The organism is Aromatoleum diolicum (assembly GCF_012910955.1).
Lineage (GTDB): Bacteria > Pseudomonadota > Gammaproteobacteria > Burkholderiales > Rhodocyclaceae > Aromatoleum > Aromatoleum diolicum.
Genome location: NZ_WTVQ01000021.1, coordinates 41,093 through 62,684 on the forward strand (window position 1 = coordinate 41,093; position 21,592 = coordinate 62,684).

Annotated in this window: 21 protein-coding genes; 17 read left to right on the forward strand and 4 right to left on the reverse strand. The window is 67.1% G+C overall.

Going from position 1 to position 21,592, the window contains the following annotated elements; genetic code table 11:
* Positions 1 to 90: 90 nt before the first annotated feature.
* Positions 91 to 1,299, forward strand: coding sequence for a 3-oxoadipyl-CoA thiolase (gene pcaF, locus GPA25_RS13525; RefSeq protein ID WP_169260934.1), 1,209 nt, complete (start codon positions 91 to 93; stop codon positions 1,297 to 1,299).
* 61 nt (positions 1,300 to 1,360) lie between these two features.
* Positions 1,361 to 1,948 (forward strand): hemerythrin domain-containing protein, encoded by a 588-nt coding sequence (locus tag GPA25_RS13530; RefSeq protein WP_169260935.1) that lies wholly within the window; start codon positions 1,361 to 1,363, stop codon positions 1,946 to 1,948.
* A gap of 60 nt (positions 1,949 to 2,008) precedes the next feature.
* Here the strand turns inward: GPA25_RS13530 and GPA25_RS13535 are convergent, their stop codons facing one another.
* Positions 2,009 to 2,383, reverse strand: a complete 375-nt coding sequence (locus GPA25_RS13535) for a thiol-disulfide oxidoreductase DCC family protein (RefSeq protein ID WP_169260936.1) — start codon at positions 2,381 to 2,383, stop codon at positions 2,009 to 2,011.
* A 107-nt stretch (positions 2,384 to 2,490) separates the two neighbouring features.
* On the opposite strand from GPA25_RS13535, the gene GPA25_RS13540 reads away from it, so the two are divergent.
* The 3 genes from GPA25_RS13540 (at position 2,491) to trhP (ending at position 5,423) form a co-directional block, all read left to right on the forward strand.
* Positions 2,491 to 3,156 (forward strand): esterase/lipase family protein, encoded by a 666-nt coding sequence (locus GPA25_RS13540; protein WP_169260937.1) that lies wholly within the window; start codon positions 2,491 to 2,493, stop codon positions 3,154 to 3,156.
* A 192-nt stretch (positions 3,157 to 3,348) separates the two neighbouring features.
* A complete protein-coding gene (locus tag GPA25_RS13545) occupies positions 3,349 to 3,915 on the forward strand; it encodes a phasin family protein (protein WP_169260938.1) in 567 nt (188 codons plus the stop codon).
* 131 nt (positions 3,916 to 4,046) lie between these two features.
* A complete protein-coding gene (gene trhP, locus GPA25_RS13550) occupies positions 4,047 to 5,423 on the forward strand; it encodes a prephenate-dependent tRNA uridine(34) hydroxylase TrhP (protein WP_169260939.1) in 1,377 nt (458 codons plus the stop codon).
* A gap of 13 nt (positions 5,424 to 5,436) precedes the next feature.
* On the opposite strand, the gene GPA25_RS13555 is transcribed toward trhP, so the two are convergent.
* On the reverse strand, positions 5,437 to 5,997 hold the full coding sequence (locus GPA25_RS13555; protein ID WP_169260940.1) for a DUF3592 domain-containing protein: 561 nt from the start codon (positions 5,995 to 5,997) through the stop codon (positions 5,437 to 5,439).
* Between the two features lie 46 nt (positions 5,998 to 6,043).
* On the reverse strand, positions 6,044 to 7,678 hold the full coding sequence (locus GPA25_RS13560) for a sensor domain-containing diguanylate cyclase (protein ID WP_169260941.1): 1,635 nt from the start codon (positions 7,676 to 7,678) through the stop codon (positions 6,044 to 6,046).
* Positions 7,679 to 8,078: 400 nt separating this feature from the next.
* Here GPA25_RS13560 and GPA25_RS13565 point away from each other — a divergent pair, with 400 nt between their 5' ends.
* The 7 genes from GPA25_RS13565 to metW all read left to right on the forward strand — a co-directional run bounded on the left by GPA25_RS13565 (position 8,079) and on the right by metW (position 15,023).
* A complete protein-coding gene (locus GPA25_RS13565; RefSeq protein WP_169260942.1) occupies positions 8,079 to 9,704 on the forward strand; it encodes an ABC-F family ATPase in 1,626 nt (541 codons plus the stop codon).
* A 235-nt stretch (positions 9,705 to 9,939) separates the two neighbouring features.
* On the forward strand, positions 9,940 to 10,407 hold the full coding sequence (locus GPA25_RS13570) for a hypothetical protein (RefSeq protein ID WP_169260943.1): 468 nt from the start codon (positions 9,940 to 9,942) through the stop codon (positions 10,405 to 10,407).
* 137 nt (positions 10,408 to 10,544) lie between these two features.
* Positions 10,545 to 10,928 carry a PTS sugar transporter subunit IIA gene (locus GPA25_RS13575; RefSeq protein WP_169260944.1) on the forward strand — a complete coding sequence of 128 codons (384 nt, stop codon included), beginning with the start codon at positions 10,545 to 10,547 and terminating at the stop codon, positions 10,926 to 10,928.
* Positions 10,929 to 10,935: 7 nt separating this feature from the next.
* Positions 10,936 to 11,205, forward strand: a complete 270-nt coding sequence (locus GPA25_RS13580; RefSeq protein ID WP_169260945.1) for an HPr family phosphocarrier protein — start codon at positions 10,936 to 10,938, stop codon at positions 11,203 to 11,205.
* A gap of 4 nt (positions 11,206 to 11,209) precedes the next feature.
* Positions 11,210 to 12,940: a phosphoenolpyruvate--protein phosphotransferase gene (gene ptsP, locus GPA25_RS13585; RefSeq protein WP_169260946.1), complete on the forward strand. Its 1,731-nt coding sequence runs from the start codon at positions 11,210 to 11,212 to the stop codon at positions 12,938 to 12,940.
* Between the two features lie 365 nt (positions 12,941 to 13,305).
* Positions 13,306 to 14,433, forward strand: a complete 1,128-nt coding sequence (metX, locus tag GPA25_RS13590) for a homoserine O-succinyltransferase MetX (protein WP_169260947.1) — start codon at positions 13,306 to 13,308, stop codon at positions 14,431 to 14,433.
* A gap of 2 nt (positions 14,434 to 14,435) precedes the next feature.
* A complete protein-coding gene (gene metW, locus GPA25_RS13595; RefSeq protein WP_169260948.1) occupies positions 14,436 to 15,023 on the forward strand; it encodes a methionine biosynthesis protein MetW in 588 nt (195 codons plus the stop codon).
* A 123-nt stretch (positions 15,024 to 15,146) separates the two neighbouring features.
* On the opposite strand, the gene GPA25_RS13600 is transcribed toward metW, so the two are convergent.
* A complete protein-coding gene (locus GPA25_RS13600; protein WP_169260949.1) occupies positions 15,147 to 15,464 on the reverse strand; it encodes a hypothetical protein in 318 nt (105 codons plus the stop codon).
* A 208-nt stretch (positions 15,465 to 15,672) separates the two neighbouring features.
* On the opposite strand from GPA25_RS13600, the gene GPA25_RS13605 reads away from it, so the two are divergent.
* From GPA25_RS13605 to GPA25_RS13625, 5 genes are all read left to right on the forward strand, one after another.
* Positions 15,673 to 16,968 carry an AmpG family muropeptide MFS transporter gene (locus tag GPA25_RS13605; protein ID WP_343034929.1) on the forward strand — a complete coding sequence of 432 codons (1,296 nt, stop codon included), beginning with the start codon at positions 15,673 to 15,675 and terminating at the stop codon, positions 16,966 to 16,968.
* A gap of 14 nt (positions 16,969 to 16,982) precedes the next feature.
* Entirely contained in the window at positions 16,983 to 17,711 is a 729-nt protein-coding gene (locus tag GPA25_RS13610) for a uracil-DNA glycosylase family protein (RefSeq protein WP_169260950.1), read from the forward strand.
* A 316-nt stretch (positions 17,712 to 18,027) separates the two neighbouring features.
* A complete protein-coding gene (locus tag GPA25_RS13615) occupies positions 18,028 to 18,624 on the forward strand; it encodes a Pvc16 family protein (protein WP_169260951.1) in 597 nt (198 codons plus the stop codon).
* Positions 18,621 to 19,382, forward strand: coding sequence for a hypothetical protein (locus GPA25_RS13620; protein ID WP_169260952.1), 762 nt, complete (start codon positions 18,621 to 18,623; stop codon positions 19,380 to 19,382). Before GPA25_RS13615 ends, GPA25_RS13620 begins: the two co-directional genes overlap by 4 nt.
* A 29-nt stretch (positions 19,383 to 19,411) precedes the next feature.
* Complete coding sequence (locus GPA25_RS13625) at positions 19,412 to 21,592, forward strand: phage tail sheath subtilisin-like domain-containing protein (RefSeq protein WP_169260953.1); 2,181 nt, start codon at positions 19,412 to 19,414, stop codon at positions 21,590 to 21,592.

Genomic DNA, 21,592 nt, shown 5'->3' on the forward strand with positions numbered 1-21,592 from the left:
GGGGCGCATCGTCCCGGCCGCAACCCAACGCGCCGGCGCGCCCCGGGTCCGTCCCGGCGCGCCCGCGTCGACCACAGGGAACACCAGCGCATGAACAAGCCCGTCTATATCTGCGACGCGATCCGCACCCCCTTCGGCCGCTACGGCGGCACGCTGTCCGGCCTCCGCACCGACGACCTCGCCGCGCTGCCGATCAAGGCCCTGATCGCGCGCAACGCCGCCGTCGACTGGCAGGCCGTAGATGACGTCATCTACGGCTGCGCCAACCAGGCCGGCGAAGACAACCGCAACGTCGCCCGCATGGCCGCGCTCCTCGCCGGCCTGCCGGTCGAAGTGCCCGGCAGCACCGTGAACCGCCTGTGCGGATCGAGCCTCGACGCGCTGGGCAGCGCCGCGCGCGCGATTGCCACAGGCGAGGCCGAGCTGATGATCGCCGGCGGCGTCGAGTCGATGAGCCGCGCCCCCTTCGTGCTCGCCAAGGCCGACAGCGCCTTCTCGCGCAGCGCGAAGATCGAGGACACCACCATCGGCTGGCGCTTCGTCAATCCGCTGATGAAGGCGCAATACGGCATCGACTCGATGCCCGAAACCGCCGAGAACGTCGCCGCTGATTTCGGCGTGTCGCGCGCCGACCAGGACGCCTTCGCGTTGCGCAGCCAGCAGCGCTGGGCGGCGGCCGCCGAGCGCGGCTTCTTCGCGCGCGAGATCGTGCCGGTGGAAGTGCCGCGCAAGAAAGGCGAAGCGCTGGTCTTCAGCGCCGACGAACACCCGCGTCCCGACACCACGCTGGAGATGCTGGCGAAGCTCAAGGGCGTCGTGCGCCCCGACGGCAGCGTCACCGCCGGCAACGCCTCCGGCGTCAACGACGGCGCCTGCGCGCTGTTGCTCGCGTCCGAAGACGCGGTGCGCCGCTACGGCCTCACGCCGCGCGCGCGCATCCTCGGCAGTGCCGCTGCCGGCGTGGCGCCGCGTATCATGGGCATCGGCCCGGCACCGGCCACGCTCAAGCTGCTTGCGCGCCTCGGCATGCAGGTCGGCGACTTCGATACCATCGAACTCAACGAAGCCTTCGCCGCGCAAGGCCTCGCGGTACTGCGCCAGCTCGGCCTGCCCGACGACGGCGCGCAGGTGAACCCCAACGGCGGCGCCATCGCCATCGGCCACCCGCTCGGCGCCTCGGGCGCGCGCCTGGTCACCACCGCGCTGAACCAGCTCGAAGTGACCGGCGGGCGCTACGGCCTCGCGACGATGTGCATCGGCGTCGGCCAGGGCATCGCGCTCGCCATCGAGCGCGTCTGATACGCTGCCACGACCACCACACGACACGACACGACACGACACGCACCACGGGAGACCGAACTTGAAACCGGAAGCCATCCAGATCATCCGCGACGAGCACCTCGCGATCAGCGCCGTGCTGTATTCGCTGCGCTATCTGGTCAAGGACATGCGCAAGGGCGGCGCGCCCAACTTCGCCCTGCTGCGCGCGATCCTCGACTACATCGTGTCCTACCCCGACCGCTGGCATCACCCCAAGGAAGACAAGTACCTGTTCGCCGCGGTCAAGCGCCGCACCCGCGAAGCCGACGGCCTGATCGGCCGGCTCGAGCGCGAACATGCCCTCGGCTACCCGATGGTCGAGAACCTGAAGAAGCAGCTGATCGCCTTCCAGGGCGGCGACGCCCATGCCGGCGAGGAATTCTTCGACACCGCCGACCGCTATGCCGAACTCGAATGGGAGCACCTGCGCACCGAAGAGGACGTCTTCATGCCGATCGCCGAGCGCGTGCTGACCGCCGCCGAATGGGCCGAAATCGCCGCCGCATTCCGCGAGAACGACAACCCGCTGTTCGGCATCAAGCCCAAGGACGAAGCGGAAGCCCTCTATCAGCGCATCCTCAGTCTCGCCCCCTCGCCGATCGGCTTCGGCGGCGATACGCCGCCCTGAGCACGCGCGCCCGCGGCCTCGCCCTGGCCGCCGCGCGCGGGGCGCCACGTCGACGACGCGCTACAGCCGGTGCGTCGCCCGCAGGCGTCGCCTGACCCCGCCGCGGTAACACCAGGACACCAGCGGCCGCACCCCCGGCAAACCGATCAGCCACGCCAGCGGGCGCAGCAGCGGCACGCGCGACATCAGCAGAATGTAGGCATCCAGCTCACGATGGAGACTGCCGGCGGCGTCGCTGACATGCAACTCGCGCAGTGCCGCCTGCGGATCGACGCCGAGTTCGCACAGTTCGGCGTCGCGTCCCGTGATATCCACCCAGTTCGTCGCCGCCACGCCGGCCTTTCCCGCCAGGCGTTCGTAGCGCGCGCGATCGCGCACGCAGCGCGGGCAGGCGCCGTCGTAATAGACAGTGATGTTGTCCTTTTCATCGCTCATCGGCTTGTCCCACTGACGGCCGGGCACCCACACCCCGGCCCCTGCTCCTTGGACAAGCCGTCCGCGGCGTTCGTGCCGCCTGCGCGATTCCGGTATAGTCATCACGCATGAACACACGCGGCGAAACGGTGGTGCTGGTGCACGGCCTGTGGATGCACGGGCTGGTGTTCGGCCTGATGCGGCGCCGGCTCGGGCGCTACGGCTTCGCCACGCAGACCTGGTCCTACCCGTCGGTGCGGCACGGCCTCGCCGCTAACGCGCAGGGACTCGCGCGCTTCCTCGCCAGCCTCGAAGCCGACACCATCCACCTCGTCGGGCACAGCCTCGGCGGGCTGCTCGTACTCAGCACCTTGGCCCGCCACCCCGACCCGCGCGTGCGCCGCGTCGTGCTGATGGGGCCGCCCTACGGCGGCTCGCGTAGCGCGGCCACGCTGATGCGCGTACCCGGGTTTTCCGCGATCGTCGGCCGCTCGATGCGCGACTGGCTCGCCACGCCGCCGCCTCAGGGCCTCGACGGGATCGACATCGGCGTCCTCGCGGGCTGCCGCGGTCTCGGCCTTGCCGGCACGCTGGTGCGCCTGCCCAAGCCCAACGACGGCGTCGTGATGGTCGACGAAACCCGCGTTGCACAAGCCCGCGACACGATCACGCTAACGGTCAACCACACGGAAATGCTGTTCTCGCGGCACTGTACCGATCAGGTCGCAGCCTTCCTCCGTAGCGGAGCCTTCGTCCATTCCCCGGACACGCCCGACGCCACCCGCCAGACCTGAATGCCACCGTCCCGCACGCCGAATTCCACCGGTCGTGGCGGCCATCACATCGCCGATTGGTGCACTGCAACAAAATTAACTTGACTGCGACAAATAACAGTCTAGAATCTCAATTGTGCAGTGCAGCAAAAGCCCGCTGAAAACAGCGGGTCTGCAGACCGAGCCCCCGCCGCCCCCTCAGGAGAATACAAAATGATCGCCAACACCGACAGCTTCGCCGCCACCAGCAAGACCCTCCTTGCCACCGTCGAAACCGCTACCCGCAACAGCTTCGAATCGACCGAGCGTCTGATCGCGCTGAATCTCAACACCACGCGTGCCGCGCTCGAAGACGGCAGCGCTGCCGTGCGTGCCCTGCTCGCCGTCAAGACCCCCGACGAATTCTTCGCGCTGCAGGCCTCGCTGGCCCGCCCCGCCGCCGAAAAGGCGCTGGCCTACTTCAGCAGCAGCTACGAGATCCTCGCCCAGAGCGTCGAAGAAGCCGTGAAGCCGATCGAGACCCAGTTCGCCGAAGCCGCCAAGGCAGTCGGCGCGGCCCTCGAAAAGGCTGCGAAGTCCGCTCCCGCCGGCTCCGAAGTCGCCGTCGCCGCGGTGCAGTCGGCAATCGCCGCCGCCAACTCGGCCTACGACAGCGTGAACAAGGCCACCCGCAAGGTTGTGCAGATCACCGAGTCCAACGTCGCTGCGACGGCCAAGGCAGCGGTCGATGCCGTCAGCGCTCCCGTTGCAACCAAGACCGCGTCCAAGAAGTCGGCCTGACAAGCCCGGTCGTCCGGCGGAGGCGGCAACGCCACCGCCCGGTGACGATCACGCACTGAACTTTCGGCGCCTTCGGGCGCCGAAGTCGTTTCCGGTTACCCTTGCACGCCTCGTCCCCGCTTCCGCCGACCATGCCCACCTTACCCCGCGCCCCCGAACTCCTTGCCCCCGCCGGCTCGCTGCAGATGATGCGCACCGCCTTCGCCTATGGCGCCGACGCCGTCTATGCCGGCCAGCCCCGCTATTCGCTGCGGGTGCGCAACAACAGCTTTGGCAAGCTCGAGGCGCTCGCCGAGGGTATCGCCGAGGCGCGCGCCGGCGGCAAGGCCTTCTACCTCGTCAGCAACATCCTGCCGCACAACACCAAGGTGCGCAGCTTTCTCGCCGACATGGAACCGGTCATCGCGCTCAAGCCCGACGCCCTCATCATGGCCGACCCCGGCCTGATCATGATGGTGCGCGAGCGCTGGCCGGAGGTTGACGTCCACCTGTCGGTACAGGCCAACACCACCAACTATGCCGCCGTGCGGTTCTGGGCTTCGGTCGGCATCAAGCGCGTGATCCTGTCGCGCGAGCTCTCGCTCGACGAGATCGAGGACATCCGCCAGACCTGCCCGGACATGGAACTCGAAGTGTTCGTGCACGGCGCGCTGTGCGTCGCCTACTCCGGCCGCTGCCTGCTGTCGGGCTACTTCAACCACCGCGACCCGAACCAGGGCACGTGCACCAACTCCTGCCGCTGGGACTACAAGGCGCACGAAGCGCAGGAGGACGGCTCGGGCGACCTGCACCGCTGCGGCACCACGGCTGCGACGGGCGACACCACAGCCGATGTCGCACCCGGCATCGCACTCGGCGGCGGCCCGCGCCACGCCGCCGGCGAGCGCGTGTTCCTGCTCGAGGAAGGCACCCGCCCCGGTCAGCTGATGCCCATCGAGGAGGACGAGCATGGCACCTACATCCTCAATTCGAAGGACCTGCGCGCCGTCGAGCACATCGAACGCCTCGTCGCCATCGGCGTCGATTCGCTGAAGATCGAAGGCCGCACCAAGAGCCCCTACTACGTCGCGCGCGCCACCCAGGGCTACCGCCGCGCCATCGACGACGCGCTCGCCGGGCGCCCCTTCGACACGCGCCTGCTCGGCGAACTCGAAGGTCTCGCCAACCGCGGCTACACCGACGGCTTCTACCAGCGCCACCACACGCCGGACCACCAGAACTACCTGCGTGGCCACTCCGAGTCCGGCCGCAGCCTGCTGGTCGGCGAAGTGCTCGGCATTGACGCCAGCAGCGGCCTCGCCGATGTCGAGGTCAAGAACGGCTTCGGCCTCGGCGACCGCCTCGAGTTCATCCAGCCCCACGGCAACATCATCGCCGTGCTGGAACACCTCGAAGACGCCGAGCGCCAGCCCCTCGCCCGCATTCCCGGCGCCGGCCGCCGCGTCCGGCTGCCGCTGCCCGCCGGCACCCGAACCGACGCACCGTGCTTCGTCGCCCGTCTGCTGTAAGGAACGCCGCGTTTCAATGACCGCCGCTGGGCCGCCGGGCCAGCTTGAGATCGACGTTGTTCCACGCCAGCATCCCGGCAAATACCAGCAGGCCGCCGATCAGCGACATCAGCAGGGCCGGCAGCGAAAACAGCAGCACGGGCCAGCGCAGGTCGCGGCGCGCCATGGCCTCGGCCGGATTGGCGGGGTTCACCCACACCACGATCTCGCGCGATGCGCGCAATTCCGCCAGCACTTCCGAACTCGCCTTGTGCAGATACAGACCGGCATGCGGGTCGAAACAATCATAAGCATAGTCGATGCCCCCGATCGTGTAGCGATAGCGGACCGCGACCGCATCGAGCGGCGGATGCAGGCGCGAAGGCGGCGGCTGCACGGCTACGGTTTCCAGCACCGCCGGCACCGGCTGCCAGTCGCGACTGCGCAGCGCCTCGAAAGCCGGCAGCACCGCAAAGGACACCAGCCCCAGCAGCCCCAGGATAAGCAAGGTCACCCCCAGCAGGGGGACACCGACACGAATCACGAGACTCGCCAGACGGACTCGCAACGACGAAGGGGCTTGGGGGACGAACATATCGACAGTTTGCAGCCTGAGGAGTGAGCGCGACAGGAACTAAGTATCAGTGGCGGGCGAATTTCCGCTGGATTGCGGCCATCCGGTCCGCCTTGCGGATCAGGCGCAGGCGCGGCGCAGCGGTGGGACCCGGCGCGCCGGATTCGCCGCGCTTGGAGTCGTACATGGCCGCGTCGGCGCACTTGAGCAGCGCGTCCGGCTCGCAACCGTCGTCCGGGCACAGACTGATCCCGAGGCTGCCGGTAATGACGATCGTGAGCCCCGTGCGGACCTCGACCGGTTGCGCCAGCACCGCGAGAACCTTGTCCGCAATGGTCTGCAGCGTCACGCGCTCGGTAATGCCGGGAATCAGCACGACAAATTCGTCGCCCGCGATACGCGCGACCGTGTCGGTTTCGCGGACGCTGTTGCGCATGCGTTGCGCCACGGCCCGCAGCACGGCATCGCCGGCATCATGCCCATGTTGGTCGTTGACCTCCTTGAACTTGTCCAGATCGACAAAGAACAGCGCAAACCCCTCGCCTGTCCGCCGCCAGTGCGCCAGCGCCAGTTCAACGCGATCGAGCAGCAAGCGCCGGTTCGCCAGCCCCGTCAGCGCGTCATGCAGGGCATGATGGCGCGCGCGCCGGTGAGCCTCGTGTTCGCGAAGCGCCGCCGCGCGGTGTCTGCGCACGAACAGGACCAGTGCCAGCAGCGACAAGGCGGACAGGAGTATCGCGAGACCGAGCGATTGGGCGCTGATGTCGGCGAAGCGCAACTGCCGGCTCATGCTCAGGCGGACCGGTTGCGAGGTGCCGAAATCCATCGTAGTGACCCGGACCCGGGGCAGCAGCCGCCGCTCCAGCGCGCTTGCCGCAAACTGCGCCGGCACATCGACCAGTGGCGGATCGATCGGGCCACGGTCGCCGAGCGCCCGCAGGGTATGCGAGCTATACGGATCAATGCTCGCGGGCTGCAGCGATTCGCCCTTGACGACCAGCAAGGCATAGCGCTCCGGCCGTGGCGCTACGTCCCGTTTCCCTTTTTCGGGCGGGCTGCGGTCGGCCTGCTTCAACATTACGTAGGCCAGCGGCCCTTCGATCAGCGCAAACGGCTGCGACGCCACGGCGGCACCGCTGAGATCCGCCCGGCGCATCGTATCGCGCAGATGCGGCACGGCATCCAGGTCCAGACCGAGAACCGGGCGCGATTCGGGCGTTTCCGGCCAGATGAAGGAAATCGGGTAATACACGGCCTTGTCGGCAACCGGTGCCCAGCTGCGCCCCGCCTGGTAGTCGAAACGGCTGATGCGGCGACCCGCGCCGGCCTGCGCCGCGAGCGTCCGTTCGAATTCGGCACGTGCGCTTGCGGGAACCTTCTGCACCACCTCGAGCATGTAGATGTGCGGATTGCCCGCCAGCGTGCGACTCGCGAAGCCTGCGAGCTGGGCACGACTGGGCGACTCGACGATACCGAGGAAAGCGGCAAAACCGTCCAGCAGGGTCTCGTTGCTGCGCAGACGATCACGCAGGGTGTCGATGTCCTTTTCGGCGCGCGCGGCGAAATCGCGCTCGACGCGCTCCCATGCGTCGTGAACCGCAAAGCTGATCGAGGCGAGCGTGAACAACAGCCAGGCGAATGCCAAGACCAGATAGAGCGGCGCATCGCGCCTGCCCGCCGGGTGCTGATCCTGGCTGTTCATGTACTTCCCCTTTTCTCTGGCGTGCCCGTCCCCCCCACTACGACGAATGCCGGCGTGAGCGGCTCCCAAGACGGACAAGGGCCGGGTCCCGGTACGGCCGACATCACCCGACGGGCTCCCTGGTGGTCAGTCTATCCTCGCCCGTTCGCGCCGTATATACGGCAAAAGTCATAGCGTATTTCACTGATTTCATTCCGCATTACGCCGATCATGAGTTTCGCGGCGCGACACCGTCGATATTCGCCGGGCCGCCGTCCGCGCCCCTCCGCGGAGCCCCGCAGCACCCGGACCGCCGCCCCCAAGCAGCCCGGACGCACCCCGCCGGCAACAGCATCCCGACAATCCCGACCTTCTGGCGTATAATGCAAGGCTTTGTTTTATCTGGAAAACAGGACTCGCCGTGCTCGTCGCCGCCAACATCACCATGCAGTTCGGGGCCAAGCCCCTGTTCGAGAATGTCTCCGTCAAGTTCGGCGAAGGCAACCGCTACGGCCTGATCGGTGCCAACGGGGCGGGCAAATCGACGTTCATGAAGATCCTGTGCGGCGCGCTCGAATCGTCTGCCGGCAACGTCTCGAAAGATCCGCACGAGCGCATGGCCTACCTCAAGCAGGACCAGTTCGGCTACGAGGACATGCGCGTGCTCGACGTGGTGATGATGGGCCACGAGCAGATGTGGGCGTGCATGGCCGAGAAGGACGCGATCTACGCGAACCCCGAGGCGACCGAGGAAGACTACATGCACGCGGCCGAACTCGAAGGCAAGTTCGCGGAGTATGACGGCTACACCGCCGAATCGCGTGCCGGCGAACTGCTGCTGGGCGTGGGCATCGGCACCGATCTGCACAACGGGCCGATGAAGAACGTCGCGCCCGGCTGGAAGCTGCGCGTGCTGCTGTGCCAGGCGCTGTTCGCGAACCCCGACATCCTGCTGCTCGACGAACCGACCAACAACCTCGACATCAACACCATCCGCTGGCTCGAAGACGTGCTCAACGAGCGCGACAGCACGATGGTCATCATCTCGCACGACCGCCACTTCCTGAACCAGGTGTGCACCCACATGGCCGACCTGGACTACGGCACCATCACCGTGTACGCCGGTAACTACGACGACTACATGGAAGCGTCGACGCTCGCACGCCAGCGCCTGAGCGCCGCCAACTCGCGCGCCAAGGAAAAGATCCAGGACCTGCAGGAATTCGTGCGCCGCTTCTCGGCCAACAAGTCCAAGGCCAAGCAGGCCACCAGCCGTCTGAAGCTGATCGACAAGCTCAAGCCCGAAGACGTCAAGCCCTCCAGCCGCCAGTACCCGTGGATCCGCTTCGACTACGACGACAAGGACAAGCTGCACCGCCTCGCGTGCGAAGTCGAGAACCTGTCCTTCGCCTACGAGGGCATGGAGAAGCCGCTGATCAACAAGTTCTCGATCGCCATCGAGGCGGGCGAGAAAGTCGCGATCATCGGCGAGAACGGCGTCGGCAAGACCACACTGATGAAGTTGCTGCTGGGCGACCTGAAACCGCAGAAAGGCGGCGTGAAGTGGGCCGAGAAGGCCAAGCCGGGCTATTACGCGCAGGACCATTCGGCCGACTTCGCCAGCGACACCAGCCTGACCGAATGGATCGCCGACTACGCACGCGTCACCGTGGACTCGCAAGGCGGCGACCTCGAGACGCTGATCCGCGGCACCCTGGGCCGCCTGCTGTTCTCCGGCGACGACGTGCGCAAGTCGGTCAAGGTGATCTCCGGCGGCGAACAGGGCCGCATGCTGTTCGGCAAGCTGATGCTGTCGCGCCCCAACGTGCTGCTGATGGACGAGCCGACCAACCACCTCGACATGGAATCGATCGAATCGCTCAACACCGGTCTCGAGAAATTCGCCGGCACGCTGCTGTTCATCTCGCACGACCGCGAGTTCGTGTCCTCGCTGGCGACGCGCATCATCGAAATCAAGCTCGACGGCAGCATCATCGACTACCGCGGCAGCTACGAGGAATACCTCGCCAGCCAGGGCCTCGGCTGAGGTCCGACCGGTTCCGGGGCCGCCACCCCGGAATGCGCAGACCGCGCAGCGCAATGCTGTCGTAATCATCGAGCAGACCCCGGGCAAATGACGAAGGCCTGAGTCCATCGTCATTTGCATATTTACAATACCAGTTGTATATTTCGGCCCGATATTGACCCGATTCCGGGTCAACCACCATGGGCGACTGGTTTTGTTTACGACACGCGGATTCCGGCTGACGCTGACGGCATGCATGGCTTTTTCTGCCATCGCCGCGGCACGCGCGGAATATTCCGATTGCCGCACGTGCCATTACGCAACGTCGGTGGACAATGCGGCACCGGATCTCACCGGCTACTTTGTCGCACCCGGACATCATCCGGTGCGCGTCTCTTATCCTTCCCGCGCCGACTACCACCAGCCCGGTGGCTCGCAGTCCGGCATCCTGTTCTTCGATCAAAACGGCAACGGCCAGGCCGACCCCGACGAGATCCAGTTATTCAGCAGCTCGACGACCAGCACCACCGGCACGACCGGCACGCGAACGCGCTCGTCAAAGGCGACGCCCAAGGGCACGGCGGACGCCATCAGCTGGGTCATCGACTGCGCCTCGTGCCACACCGAACACGGCACGACGACGCCCGATCCGACGCACACGGCCGACTACGTCAGAGGCGCCGGCGGCGAACGCCTGCTCTGCACCACCTGCCACAACCTCTGAGCGGCACGCGTCACGTCCCGGCGTCGACGGCATGAGCCGAGCAGCACACGGCTACCGAAAGACCCCCGTGCGGGTCGGTCCGCTGCTGCAGTCGTACATGTCTCGGCTACAATCGTCGCGAACCCCTTGGCGACGAAATGATCGGCATCTTCCTCATCACCCACGGCAGCCTTGGCGAAGCACTCATACAGTGCACATGCCATGTGCTCAACAAGCGTCCCGTGCAGATGGTCCAGCTCGGCGTGTCGGCTCAGGACGACCCGCTCGACCTGCTGCCGCTCGCGCGCCAGATGCTTGCTCTGGCCGACAGCGGTCAGGGCGTGGTGGTGCTCACCGACATCTTTGGTGCGACGCCGTCGAACATCGCCAAGAAACTGATCGCGCCGGGTCGCGTCGAAGCCATCGCGGGCGTGAACCTGCCGATGCTGCTGCGAGTCCTGACGTATCGGGAAAGAGACATGCACACCGTCGTGCAGCGCGCCGTCTCGGGCGGCTGCGACGGCGTGCTGCACATCAAGTGAGCCGGGCATGCCGAGAGTCGAAGCCGAAATCATCAACAAGCTGGGCCTGCATGCGCGAGCCTCGGCAAAACTGACCCAGACCGCCAGCAGCTTCGGGGCAGACGTCTGGCTCGAACGCAACGGGCGGCGCGTGAACGCCAAGAGCATCATGGGCGTAATGATGCTGGCGGCGGCGCGCGGCGCGACGATCACGATCGAAACCTCGGGACAAGACGCGGACGCGGCCCTGCAGGCCATCCTCGACCTGATCGCCGACCGCTTCGGCGAGGGGGAATAACTACATGCCGTTCACCATCCACGGTCTGCCGGTCTCGCAAGGCATCGCCATCGGCCACGTGCACCTGGTATCGCACGCGATGCTGGAGGTCAGCCATTACCACGTGGCAGTGCGGTACCTTCCGGAGGAAGTCGAGCGACTCAATGAGGCGGTGGCGACGGTGCAGGGCGAGCTGGTCGGCCTCAAGGCCGCGGCCACTGCCGGGCAGAGTCACAGCGAGGTCGGCGCCTTCGTCGACCTGCAGATGATGATGCTGGGCGACCCGATGCTGGTTGACGCCGCGCGCGAGCTGATCACGGCGCGGCGCTGCAATGCGGAGTGGGCACTGGTACAGCAGATGGAACTCGTCGTCGAGCAGTTCGACCAGATCGAGGACCCCTACCTGCGCGAGCGCAAGGCCGACGTCGTGCAGGTGGTCGAGCGTCTGGTGAAGGTGCTGCTCGGCCATCCCGGCCATCTGCCACCAAAGCGCCGTGACGGCCTCGGCACGATCATCGTCGCGCACGACCTGTCGCCGGCGGACACGATCGGTTTCCGCGACCACAACATCGGCGGCTTCGTCACCGATGTCGGCGGCCCCACCAGCCACACCGCGATCGTCGCGCGCAGCCTGCGCATCCCGGCGGTGGTGGGCCTGCATCACATCCGCCAGCTCGTCGAAGAGGACGAACTGCTGATCATCGACGGCACGCGCGGCGTCGTCATCGTCAATCCCGACGAGCGCATCGTCGAGGAATACCGCCTGCGCCGCAGCGAACTGGAACTGGAGCGTTCCAAGCTCAATCGCCTGAAGGATACGCGCGCAACCACCCTCGACGGCGAGGACGTGAACCTGCTGGCGAACATCGAGGGGCCGAAGGATCTCGCCCAGGTCAGGGCGGTGAATGCGGACGGCGTCGGCCTGTACCGCACCGAGTTCCTGTTCATCGGACGCGACTCGCTGCCCGACGAGGACGAGCAGTACGAAGCCTACCGCACGGTGTTGAAGTCGCTGCCGGACAAGCCGGTGACGATCCGTACCTTCGACGTCGGTGCCGACAAGGCGCTCAACGGCGTGACCGCGCGCTTCGAGCCGAACCCGGCATTGGGCCTGCGGGCGATCCGCTATTCGCTTGCGGAACCCCAGATGTTCCTGACGCAGCTGCGCGCGCTGCTGCGCGCCTCGGTGCACGGGCAGCTCAAGATCATGATCCCGATGCTCGCGCACGCGCACGAGATCGACCAGACGCTGCGCCTGATCGAAAAGGCCAAGGCCGAACTCGACGTCGAGCGCATCAAATACAATCCCCGGCTCGAGGTTGGCGGCATGATCGAGGTGCCGGCGGCGGCGCTCGCGCTGGGCATGTTCATCCGCCGCCTGTCCTTCCTGTCGATCGGCACCAATGACCTGATCCAGTACACACTGGCGATCGACCGCTCGGACGAGGCCGTGGTGCATCTCTACGACCCGCTGCATCCGGCAGTGCTGAAGCTGATCGGCGGCACGATCCAGGCCGGCGCCCGTTTCGGCCTGCCGGTGTCGGTATGCGGCGAGATGGCGGGCGACCCGGCCTACACGCTGTTGCTGCTGGGCATGGGACTGCGCAATTTCTCGATGCATCCGGGCAACATCCTGGAGATCAAACAGCAGGTGCTGCGCGCCGACCTTGGCGAACTGGCACCGCGCGTGCAGCGCATCCTGAAGATGGACGAGCAATCGAAGGTGCGCGAGGCAGTGCTGCGGCTGGCGGGCTAGCAATGCGTGCCAATACGGCAGCGGGCGTCCGGCTCGCGGCGGGGCGCGGCGACGGCGCTGCGGACGCTCGATCACACCGGCGCCCATAGGAGCGGCTTCAGCCGCGAAACGGCCTGTTCGCGGCTGAAGCCGCTCCTACGGGGCAAGCCCGCCGGCCGAATTCCGGCGCACGCCCTCCGCCTTGTACCCGGCCGGTGTACGCACCAGACGACGTTTGACAATTCCTCCCGCGCGCGATAATTTTGGAGCCTTAGCGCCGATTTGAACCACAGCTTGCGGGCGCTTAATAAATCCGGCTAAAGCGAGGGCGACCCAGTCCGCGTTTCCCAGCCGGCTGGGTTTTTTTCGTTTACAAGAATACGACCATGATCCAACCCCAATCCGTCGGCGTCGTCAGCCCCCAGCGGGCGCACTTCGCCGAGCCGCTGGCGCTGCGCAGCGGGGGCGCGCTGCCCGAATACGAACTCGTCTATGAAACCTACGGCGAACTCAACGCCGCGCGCAGCAATGCGGTGCTGGTGTGCCACGCGCTGTCGGGCTCGCACCACGTCGCCGGCCATCACGCCGATGCACCCAACAGCATCGGCTGGTGGGACAACCTCGTCGGACCGGGCAAACCGCTCGACACGCGCAAGTTCTTCGTCATCGGCGTGAATAACCTCGGCGGCTGCTACGGCACCACCGGGCCGAACTCGACCAATCCCGCCACCGGCAAACCGTGGGGCGCGGAATTCCCCTTCGTCACGGTCGAGGACTGGGTCGAGGCACAGGCGCGCCTAGCCGACCGCCTCGGCATCGAACGCTTCGCCGCGGTGGTCGGCGGCAGCCTCGGCGGCATGCAGGCGCTGTCGTGGACGCTGCAGCATCCGGAGCGCGTCGCCAACGCGGTGGTGATCGCCTCGGCCGCCAAGCTCACGGCGCAGAACATTGCGTTCAACGAAGTCGCGCGCCAGGCGATCCTCACCGATCCGGAGTTTTACGGCGGCCACTACTACGACCACGGCGTGGTGCCGGCACGCGGCCTGAAACTCGCACGCATGGTCGGGCACATCACCTATCTGTCCGACGACGCGATGGGCGACAAGTTCGGCCGCAGCCTGCGCCATGGCAAGGCGATCTACAGCTACGACGTCGAATTCGAGATCGAGTCCTACCTGCGCTACCAGGGCGACAAGTTCGCGGGCTACTTCGACGCCAACACCTACCTGCTGGCGACCAAGGCGCTGGACTACTTCGATCCCGCCTTCGCGCACGGCGGCAACCTGTCGGCGGCGCTCGCGCGCGCGACCGCGGACTTCCTCGTCGTGTCCTTCAGCACCGACTGGCGCTTCGCGCCCGCGAGGAGCCGCGAGATGGTCTACGCGCTGCTGCACAACCGGCGCAATGTCAGCTACGCGGAAATCGAGAGCGACGCCGGACACGATTCCTTCCTGCTCGACGACGCGCAATACCACGCGCTCCTGACCGCCTATTTCGACCGCATCAAGGTTTAGCCATGTCCTACCGTTACGACTACGAAGTCATCACCGAATGGATTTCGCCGGGCGAAAAGGTGCTCGATCTGGGATGCGGCGACGGCAGTCTGCTCAAGCACCTCGTCGAGGTGCGCCAGGTGCAGGGTTACGGCGTCGAGAATGACCCGGACAAGTTGCTCGCGTGCACCCGCAACGGCATCAACGTGATCCAGATGGACATGGAAAAGGGGCTGGCCGGCTTCGAGGACGGGTTCTTCGACCACGTCATCATGAGCCTGTCGCTGCAGGCGATGCACAACACGCAGGGGATTCTCGCCGAAATGCTGCGGGTGGGCCGCGAGGCGGTGGTGAGCTTTCCGAACTTCGGCTACTGGCGCCACCGCCAGAGCATCCTCAACGGCCGCATGCCGGTGTCGGAGAGCCTGCCGCACCAGTGGTTCAACACGCCCAACGTGCGCTTCTTCACGATCTCGGACTTCGACGCACTGTGCGAGATGAACGGCATCGTCGTGCGCGAGCGCCTGGCCTTCGACGAAGGCACGCTGATTCTGGACGAGCCGAACTTCCTTGCCAGCGTGGCGGTGTACCGGCTCGGCCGCGGGAACTGAAGGTACGTTTTTCGCTGTAGGAGCGGCTTCAGCCGCGAATGGGCCGTGCAGTGTTTGATGGCGCCGATTCGCGGCTGAAGCCGCTCCCACAGTACAGCCCCCGGCCAGGGGCCGGGGTGTTACTCAGCCGACGACGAAATTCGCCACGTCGACGCGCACGGTGGGCCGCCCCAGCGCGACTGCGGTGACGGTGGCGAATTTTTTCGCCCAGTCGCCGCCCTGCTTGAAACGGTCTTCGCCGCCGTACTTGGCGACATTCAGGATCATGTCGAGCACCAGGATCTTGCCCATCGGGTTCGACGGCGTGCATTCGAGGGTTTCGAACTCGTTCGACAACCACGCACGCGCCTGATCCTTGGCCAGACCGGCGCTGTCGGCATCGGACACGATCGTTTCGTAATCGCGCCCGGCACCGAATGAAACGGTAATGTGCTGCGTCATCGTCTTCTCCTCTCACTTTGCGTGATTATGTGGTGAATCCATTCTGAGCGCCCATTCTCCGGCGACTTTGGCAGGCAGGCAAGCGCATACGCAGGCGTATCGCTGCAGTGCATGATTGTAAGCCGCTGCTGCCGTCCCGACGCCGCCACCGGCAATCTGGGATAATGCCGCCTGACCCTCGCCGAAAGCCCTTTCCGTGCCTCCCTCAGTGCCCAGTTCTGCCCGCCCTGCCTGGCTCGCCACCCTGCTCAACCGCCGGATGCTGATCTGCATCTTCACCGGCTTCTCGTCGGGCCTGCCGCTGTATCTGCTGCTGAACCTGGTACCCGCCTGGCTGAAGACCGAGGGCCTGTCGCTGAAGGCGATCGGCGCCTTCGCGCTGATCCAGTTTCCCTACACCTGGAAGTTCCTGTGGGCACCGCTGCTCGACCGCTTCGGCATCCTGCCCTGGCTGGGCCGGCGGCGCAGCTGGATGCTGGTGTCGCAGTTGGGCCTCGTCGCGACGATCGCGTGGCTCGGCCAGCTGTCGCCGGTGGACAACCTGTCGCTGGTGGTCGGCCTGACGGCGATGGTGGCCCTGCTGTCGGCGACGCTGGACATCGCGCTCGATGCGTTCCGGCGCGAGCTGCTGCCGGAAATCGAACTCGGGCTGGGCAATGCGATCCACGTGAACGCCTACCGCATCGCCGGGCTGGTGCCGGGTTCGCTGTCGCTGATCCTCGCCGACCGCCTGCCGTGGAGCCTGGTGTTCCTGATCACCGCGCTGTTCATGCTGCCGGGCGTCGTGATGACACTGATGGTGAAGGAGCCGCCGATCGCGAGCGGCGCGCCGCGCACGCTGCGCGATGCGGTGGTCGAGCCCTTCCGCGAGTTCTTCGGCCGCCACGGCGTGCGTTCCGCGCTGCTGGTGCTGGCCTTCCTGTTCCTGTACAAGCTCGGCGATTCATTGTGCACCGCGCTGGCGACGCCGTTCTACCTCGACATGGGCTTCAGCAAGACCGAGATCGGCCTGATTGCGAAGAATGCCGGGCTGTGGCCGGCGGTGATCGGCGGCATCCTCGGCGGCATCTGGATGCTGAAGCTGGGCATCAACCGCGCGCTGTGGCTGTTCGGCGTGGTGCAGGTGGTCAGCATCCTCGGCTTCGTGTGGCTCGCGGCGATCGGACCGGCGCCGTCCGATGCGGCGCGCCTGGCCGCCCTCGCGGTGGTGATCGCCGGGGAGGCCACCGGCGTCGGGCTCGGCACCACGGCCTTCGTCGCCTTCATGGCGCGCACCACGCATCCGGCCTATACCGCGACCCAGCTCGCCCTGTTCACCAGCCTGATGGCGGTGCCACGCACCTTCATCAACGCTTCGGCCGGCTGGCTGGTCGAGATGATGGGCTGGTACAACTTCTTCTGGGCCTGCTTCTTCCTTGCCATTCCGGGCATGCTGCTGTTGCTCAAGGTTGCGCCGTGGAACGGCGAGGCCCGCGCGATTGCCGCAGCACCCGGCCGCGCCTGACGGATTTTTCCTCGATGAGCTCCGACACCCCCACCTCCCTGATCGCCGCCGCCCGCGCGCTGTCGCACACCGTCGACGCGATGCGCTTCGCCGCGCCGGTCAGCCACGTGTACAACCCGCTCGACTACGCCTGGGCGATCCACGAACACTACCTGCGCCGCTACGGCGCGGGACGCAAGCGCGTGGTGTTCATCGGCATGAACCCCGGCCCCTTCGGCATGGCGCAGACCGGCGTGCCCTTCGGCGAGATCGACACCGTGCGCGACTGGCTGGGGCTGGCCGGTGCGGTCGGCAAGCCCGCCACCGAGAACCCCAAGCGCCCGGTCGAAGGTTTCGCCTGCGCGCGCTCCGAAGTCAGCGGGCGACGCCTGTGGGGCCTGTTCCGCGAGCGCTTCGGCAGCGCCGAGGCCTTCTTTGCCGAGCACTTCGTCGCCAACTACTGCCCGCTTGCGTTCTTCGACGGCGGCCGCAACCTGACGCCGGACAAGCTGCCGGCCGCCGAATCGCAGCCGCTGCTCGCCGCCTGCGACGAACACCTGCGCCGCATGGTCGAGGCGCTCGCCCCCGAATGGGTGATCGGCATCGGCGCGTGGGCGGAAAACCGCGCGGCGGAAGCGCTGGCCGGCCGCGGCGTGCGCATCGGCCGCGTGCTGCACCCCAGCCCCGCAAGTCCCGCGGCCAATCGCGGCTGGTCCGAGGCGGCCAGCCGCCAGCTCGCCGAACTGGGGATCTGGGAACGCTAGTCCCGCAGGGCGATGAGCGAAGCGCGAGGCGCTATTCCGGCGAGCCGCCGTGGCTCGCGGTTCGGAGGATGTCGCCTTGGGCCCCTCCGCCCCACCGTCCGTCCTGACTCCTCGAAAGCCCGGTAGGCGCGCCTACCGAAGCCACGGTATTCCCCTCCATACGGTAGGGTGAGCTGCAATTTTTTGTTGCATGTCGGGTTTGCCTCCCCGCACCCGGTGTGACATTTTGATAACCCGTAGCAATAAAACCCGCCCTTCATAGGGCCGCTACGACGCTCGTCGCAACGCTGTCTCACAGGTTTCTGGGGAGGGTCAGTTGGCGTCGCATCTCGGAATTCTTGCGGTCTTGCAGGCCTTGCGCGAACGTTTGTCGATTCGCATGGCAGCGCGCCTGGGCGGCAACCCGCAGGTCGAGATCCTCGGTTCGCAGTCGCTGACCGGCACGCCGCAGCCGAATACCGACACGCTCGGCCTGTACGTGCACCGCGTCTCGGTCGATCCCTTCAGCCGCAACCGTCATCTGCCCCCTCAGCCGGGCCGCCATCTGCCGCGCCCGGAGCTGCCGGTCAATCTCCACGTGATGCTGATCGCTTGGTGCACGCATACCGAGCAGGAAATCAGCTACCTCGCGACAGCGATCCAGATCATCGGCAGCGCGCTGTCGCTCGAAAGCGCCGACGTGAGCCTCGCCGACCCCGACTGGGGGCACGAAGACAGCGTGCAGGTGCTGCCCGAAGAGATGAGCACCGAGGATCTGATGCGCATCTGGGACAGCCTGCCGGGCGACTACCGGCTGTCGGCGCCCTACCTGATCAAGACGGTGCGCCTCGCGCCGGATCTCGACCGTGCCGACGGGCCGCCGGTGCGTACGTTGGTGTTCCCGATGGACGAGCGCGGCGGGACGGCGCAGTGATCGTCGAGACACTCGTGCTGCATGCCAGCGATTTCATCGAATGGCTCGACGCGAGTGGTCCGCAGAATGTCGCACGGCGCGTGGTGCCGGCGCAGACGCTCGACGTGCGCCTGTCGCTGGCGCCGTCCGATCTGCAGCTGATCCACAAATCCTCCGGCACCGCACTGTGGCGCCGGCAGCCCGAGGCGCTGCGGCAGGTGATTGCGGGTGAAGCGGCACCCGCGGACCTGCTACCGCCGGACGAGGCGCTTTTTCCGATCGCCGGCGAGGTCAGCGATCCGGCCGGGCATTTCCTGCCGCGACGCTTCTCGTTCGACGCCGGGCAGCGTACCGGTCACCGCCTGCGCCTGTTCCGCTCCGCGCTCGGCACGCGCTTCGGCAACGCCGGCGGGCTGACCGGACGCACGGAACTCGCGGACGGGACGCCGGTGGCATGGGCCGTGCTGGAGCTGCGCGTCACGCCGCCGCTCGCCGATCCCTTGGATTTCGTCGCGCAGAGCGACGCGCACGGCGAATTCCGCCTGTCGCTGGAACGCCTGCCGGCGCTGACGAAGGATGCCCCGGCCGAAACCTATCCCGCCAAGCTCAAAGTGCGCGCCGGGCCCGACGGCAGCGATCCGGACACCCTGCCGCAGGCCCAGGTGCGCGGCACCGGCGGCTCGCCGTTCAAACAAGAACTCGCGGTGGACATTGCGCCGGGGCGCATCGCCACCCTTGCCAGCCCGGGACGGGATGCTCTCGTCCTGCGCTTCCCCTGAGCCGATACGCAGCCCCGAAGGAGACCGACATGCCCGAGTACCTTGCCCCTGGCGTCTTTGTGGAGGAGACGAGTTTCCGCAACAAGTCCATCGAGGGCGTCGGCACCAGTGTCGCGGCGCTGGTGGGCCCGACCCGCAGCGGACCGCTGCGCGGGGTTCCCGAAGTGATGACGAGTTACGCCGAGTTCGAGCGCATCTTCGGCGATGCGTCGGACCTCGAGATCGGCGCGGGCGGTGCGGCGGTGCTCAATCACACGGCGCACGCGGCACGCGCCTTCTTCGACAATGGTGGCAAGCAGCTCTTCGCTGCGCGCGTGGTAGCGGGCATCAATGCCGCCGGCCCCGATGCGGATGGCCTGTGGCCGAACGCGGCACTCAAGGAGGACGCGGGCAACACGGTCAAGTTCTTCAGCCGCTTCCCCGGCAAGATGGGCGAATACACGCTGGAACTGCGCTGGCGCGACAGCGAGAACCTGCTGCGCAGCGAAACGCCGAAAACCGCGAGCGGCACCAACCTGTATTTCCTCGAGGCCACCGGCGTGGCGCTCGCGGCGAAGGTGAGCGGCGCGATCGCGAATGCCGCCTTCCCGGTGGACCTGAAGGCGATCGTGAGCCTCGATGGCGCCAATCTCGCGATCCAGGGCGCGCGCGCCGAGATCGTTTCGATGGCCGACCCGGACAATCCGGCGGACATCGCCGCCGGCCAGCTCACCGCGCTGAACCCCGCGCAGTTGCCGGCGAATGCCCGCCTGACCCGCGTTTTCGCGCGCCAGCCGGCCTCCGGCGCGCTCGCGGCGGGCACCTCGGCCGAGCTGCAGCTCGCCGAGGTGGTTGACCTGTCCGCCTACACCGGCGGCGGCGACTGGGGCGACCTGAAGGTGCTGCGCGGCACGCTCGATGCGGCCGGCGAGACCTTCACGATCACCGGCGACACGACGCTCAACCCGGGCGTCGCGGATCCGATCACGCTGCCGCTTGCGGCGCTGGCCGCGGCGCCGGGCGCGGCACGCGCGATGATCGTGCTGCGCAGCTTCGACATCGACGTGCGCAACGGCGGGCCGAACGGCGAGGTGATCTATACGTACGGCGGCCTGTCCACCGCGGCGGAGGGCGCCTCCAGCCTCGCCACCGCGCTGCCGGCAAGCCCGGCGCGGCGTGCCGAAGCCCTGAGCTCGCCGATCGCGTGCGTGCTCGGTGAGGGGGCGACCGGCGACGCCATCCAGACCGCGCTGATCACGGTGTGCGACCCCGCGGCGCTGAACCCCGGCGCGAGCTCGCTCGACGAACCGCGCTACCTGATCACGCTGACGGGCGGCAGCGACGGCGGCGAGCCGACGTCGACCGATTACGCGGGCGAAACCGACGAGATCAAGGGCAGCACCGGCCTGAAGGCGCTCGAAAGCGTCGAAGACGTGTCGATCGTGATGACGCCGGCCGCGGCGGCGTCCGACGAGGACAACCACACAGCCGTCGTGATGGAGGTGCAGAAGCATTGCCGGCGCATGCGCTACCGCATCGGCATCGTCGATGCGCGCTCCAGCCAGAGCATCGGCGAGGTGCGCCAATTCGCCGGCCAGTTCGACGATTCGCGCCTGGCGTTGTACTACCCGTGGGTCGTGATTCCCGACCCGACCGGCGCGCGACGCCAGATCGCGGTGCCGCCGGCGGGCTTCATCGCCGGGGTGTATGCGCGCACCGATGTCGACCGCGGCGTGCACAAGGCGCCGGCCAACGAGATCGTGATGGGCGCGCTGCGCTTCGAACAGCAGATCAACACCTTCCAGCAGGAGCTGCTCAACCCCAACGGCATCAACTGCCTGCGCTCCTTCGCCGGGCGCGGGCACCGCGTGTGGGGCGGACGCACGCTGTCGAGCGATCCGGAATGGAAGTACGTCAATGTGCGGCGCTACTTCCTGTACCTCGAGCGCTCGATCGAGAAGTCCACGCAGTGGGCGGTGTTCGAGCCGAACGGCGAGGCGCTGTGGGCCAACATCCGCTCGAGCGTCGAGGACTTCCTGTTCAGCGAGTGGCGCAACAGCCGGCTGCTGGGCGGCACGCCGAAGGAGGCGTACTTCGTGCGCTGCGACCGCTCGACGATGACGCAGAACGACATCGACAACGGCCGCATGGTGTGCCTGGTCGGCGTCGCGGCGCTGAAGCCCGCTGAATTCGTGATCTTCCGCATCGGCCAGAAGACCGCCGACGCCTGA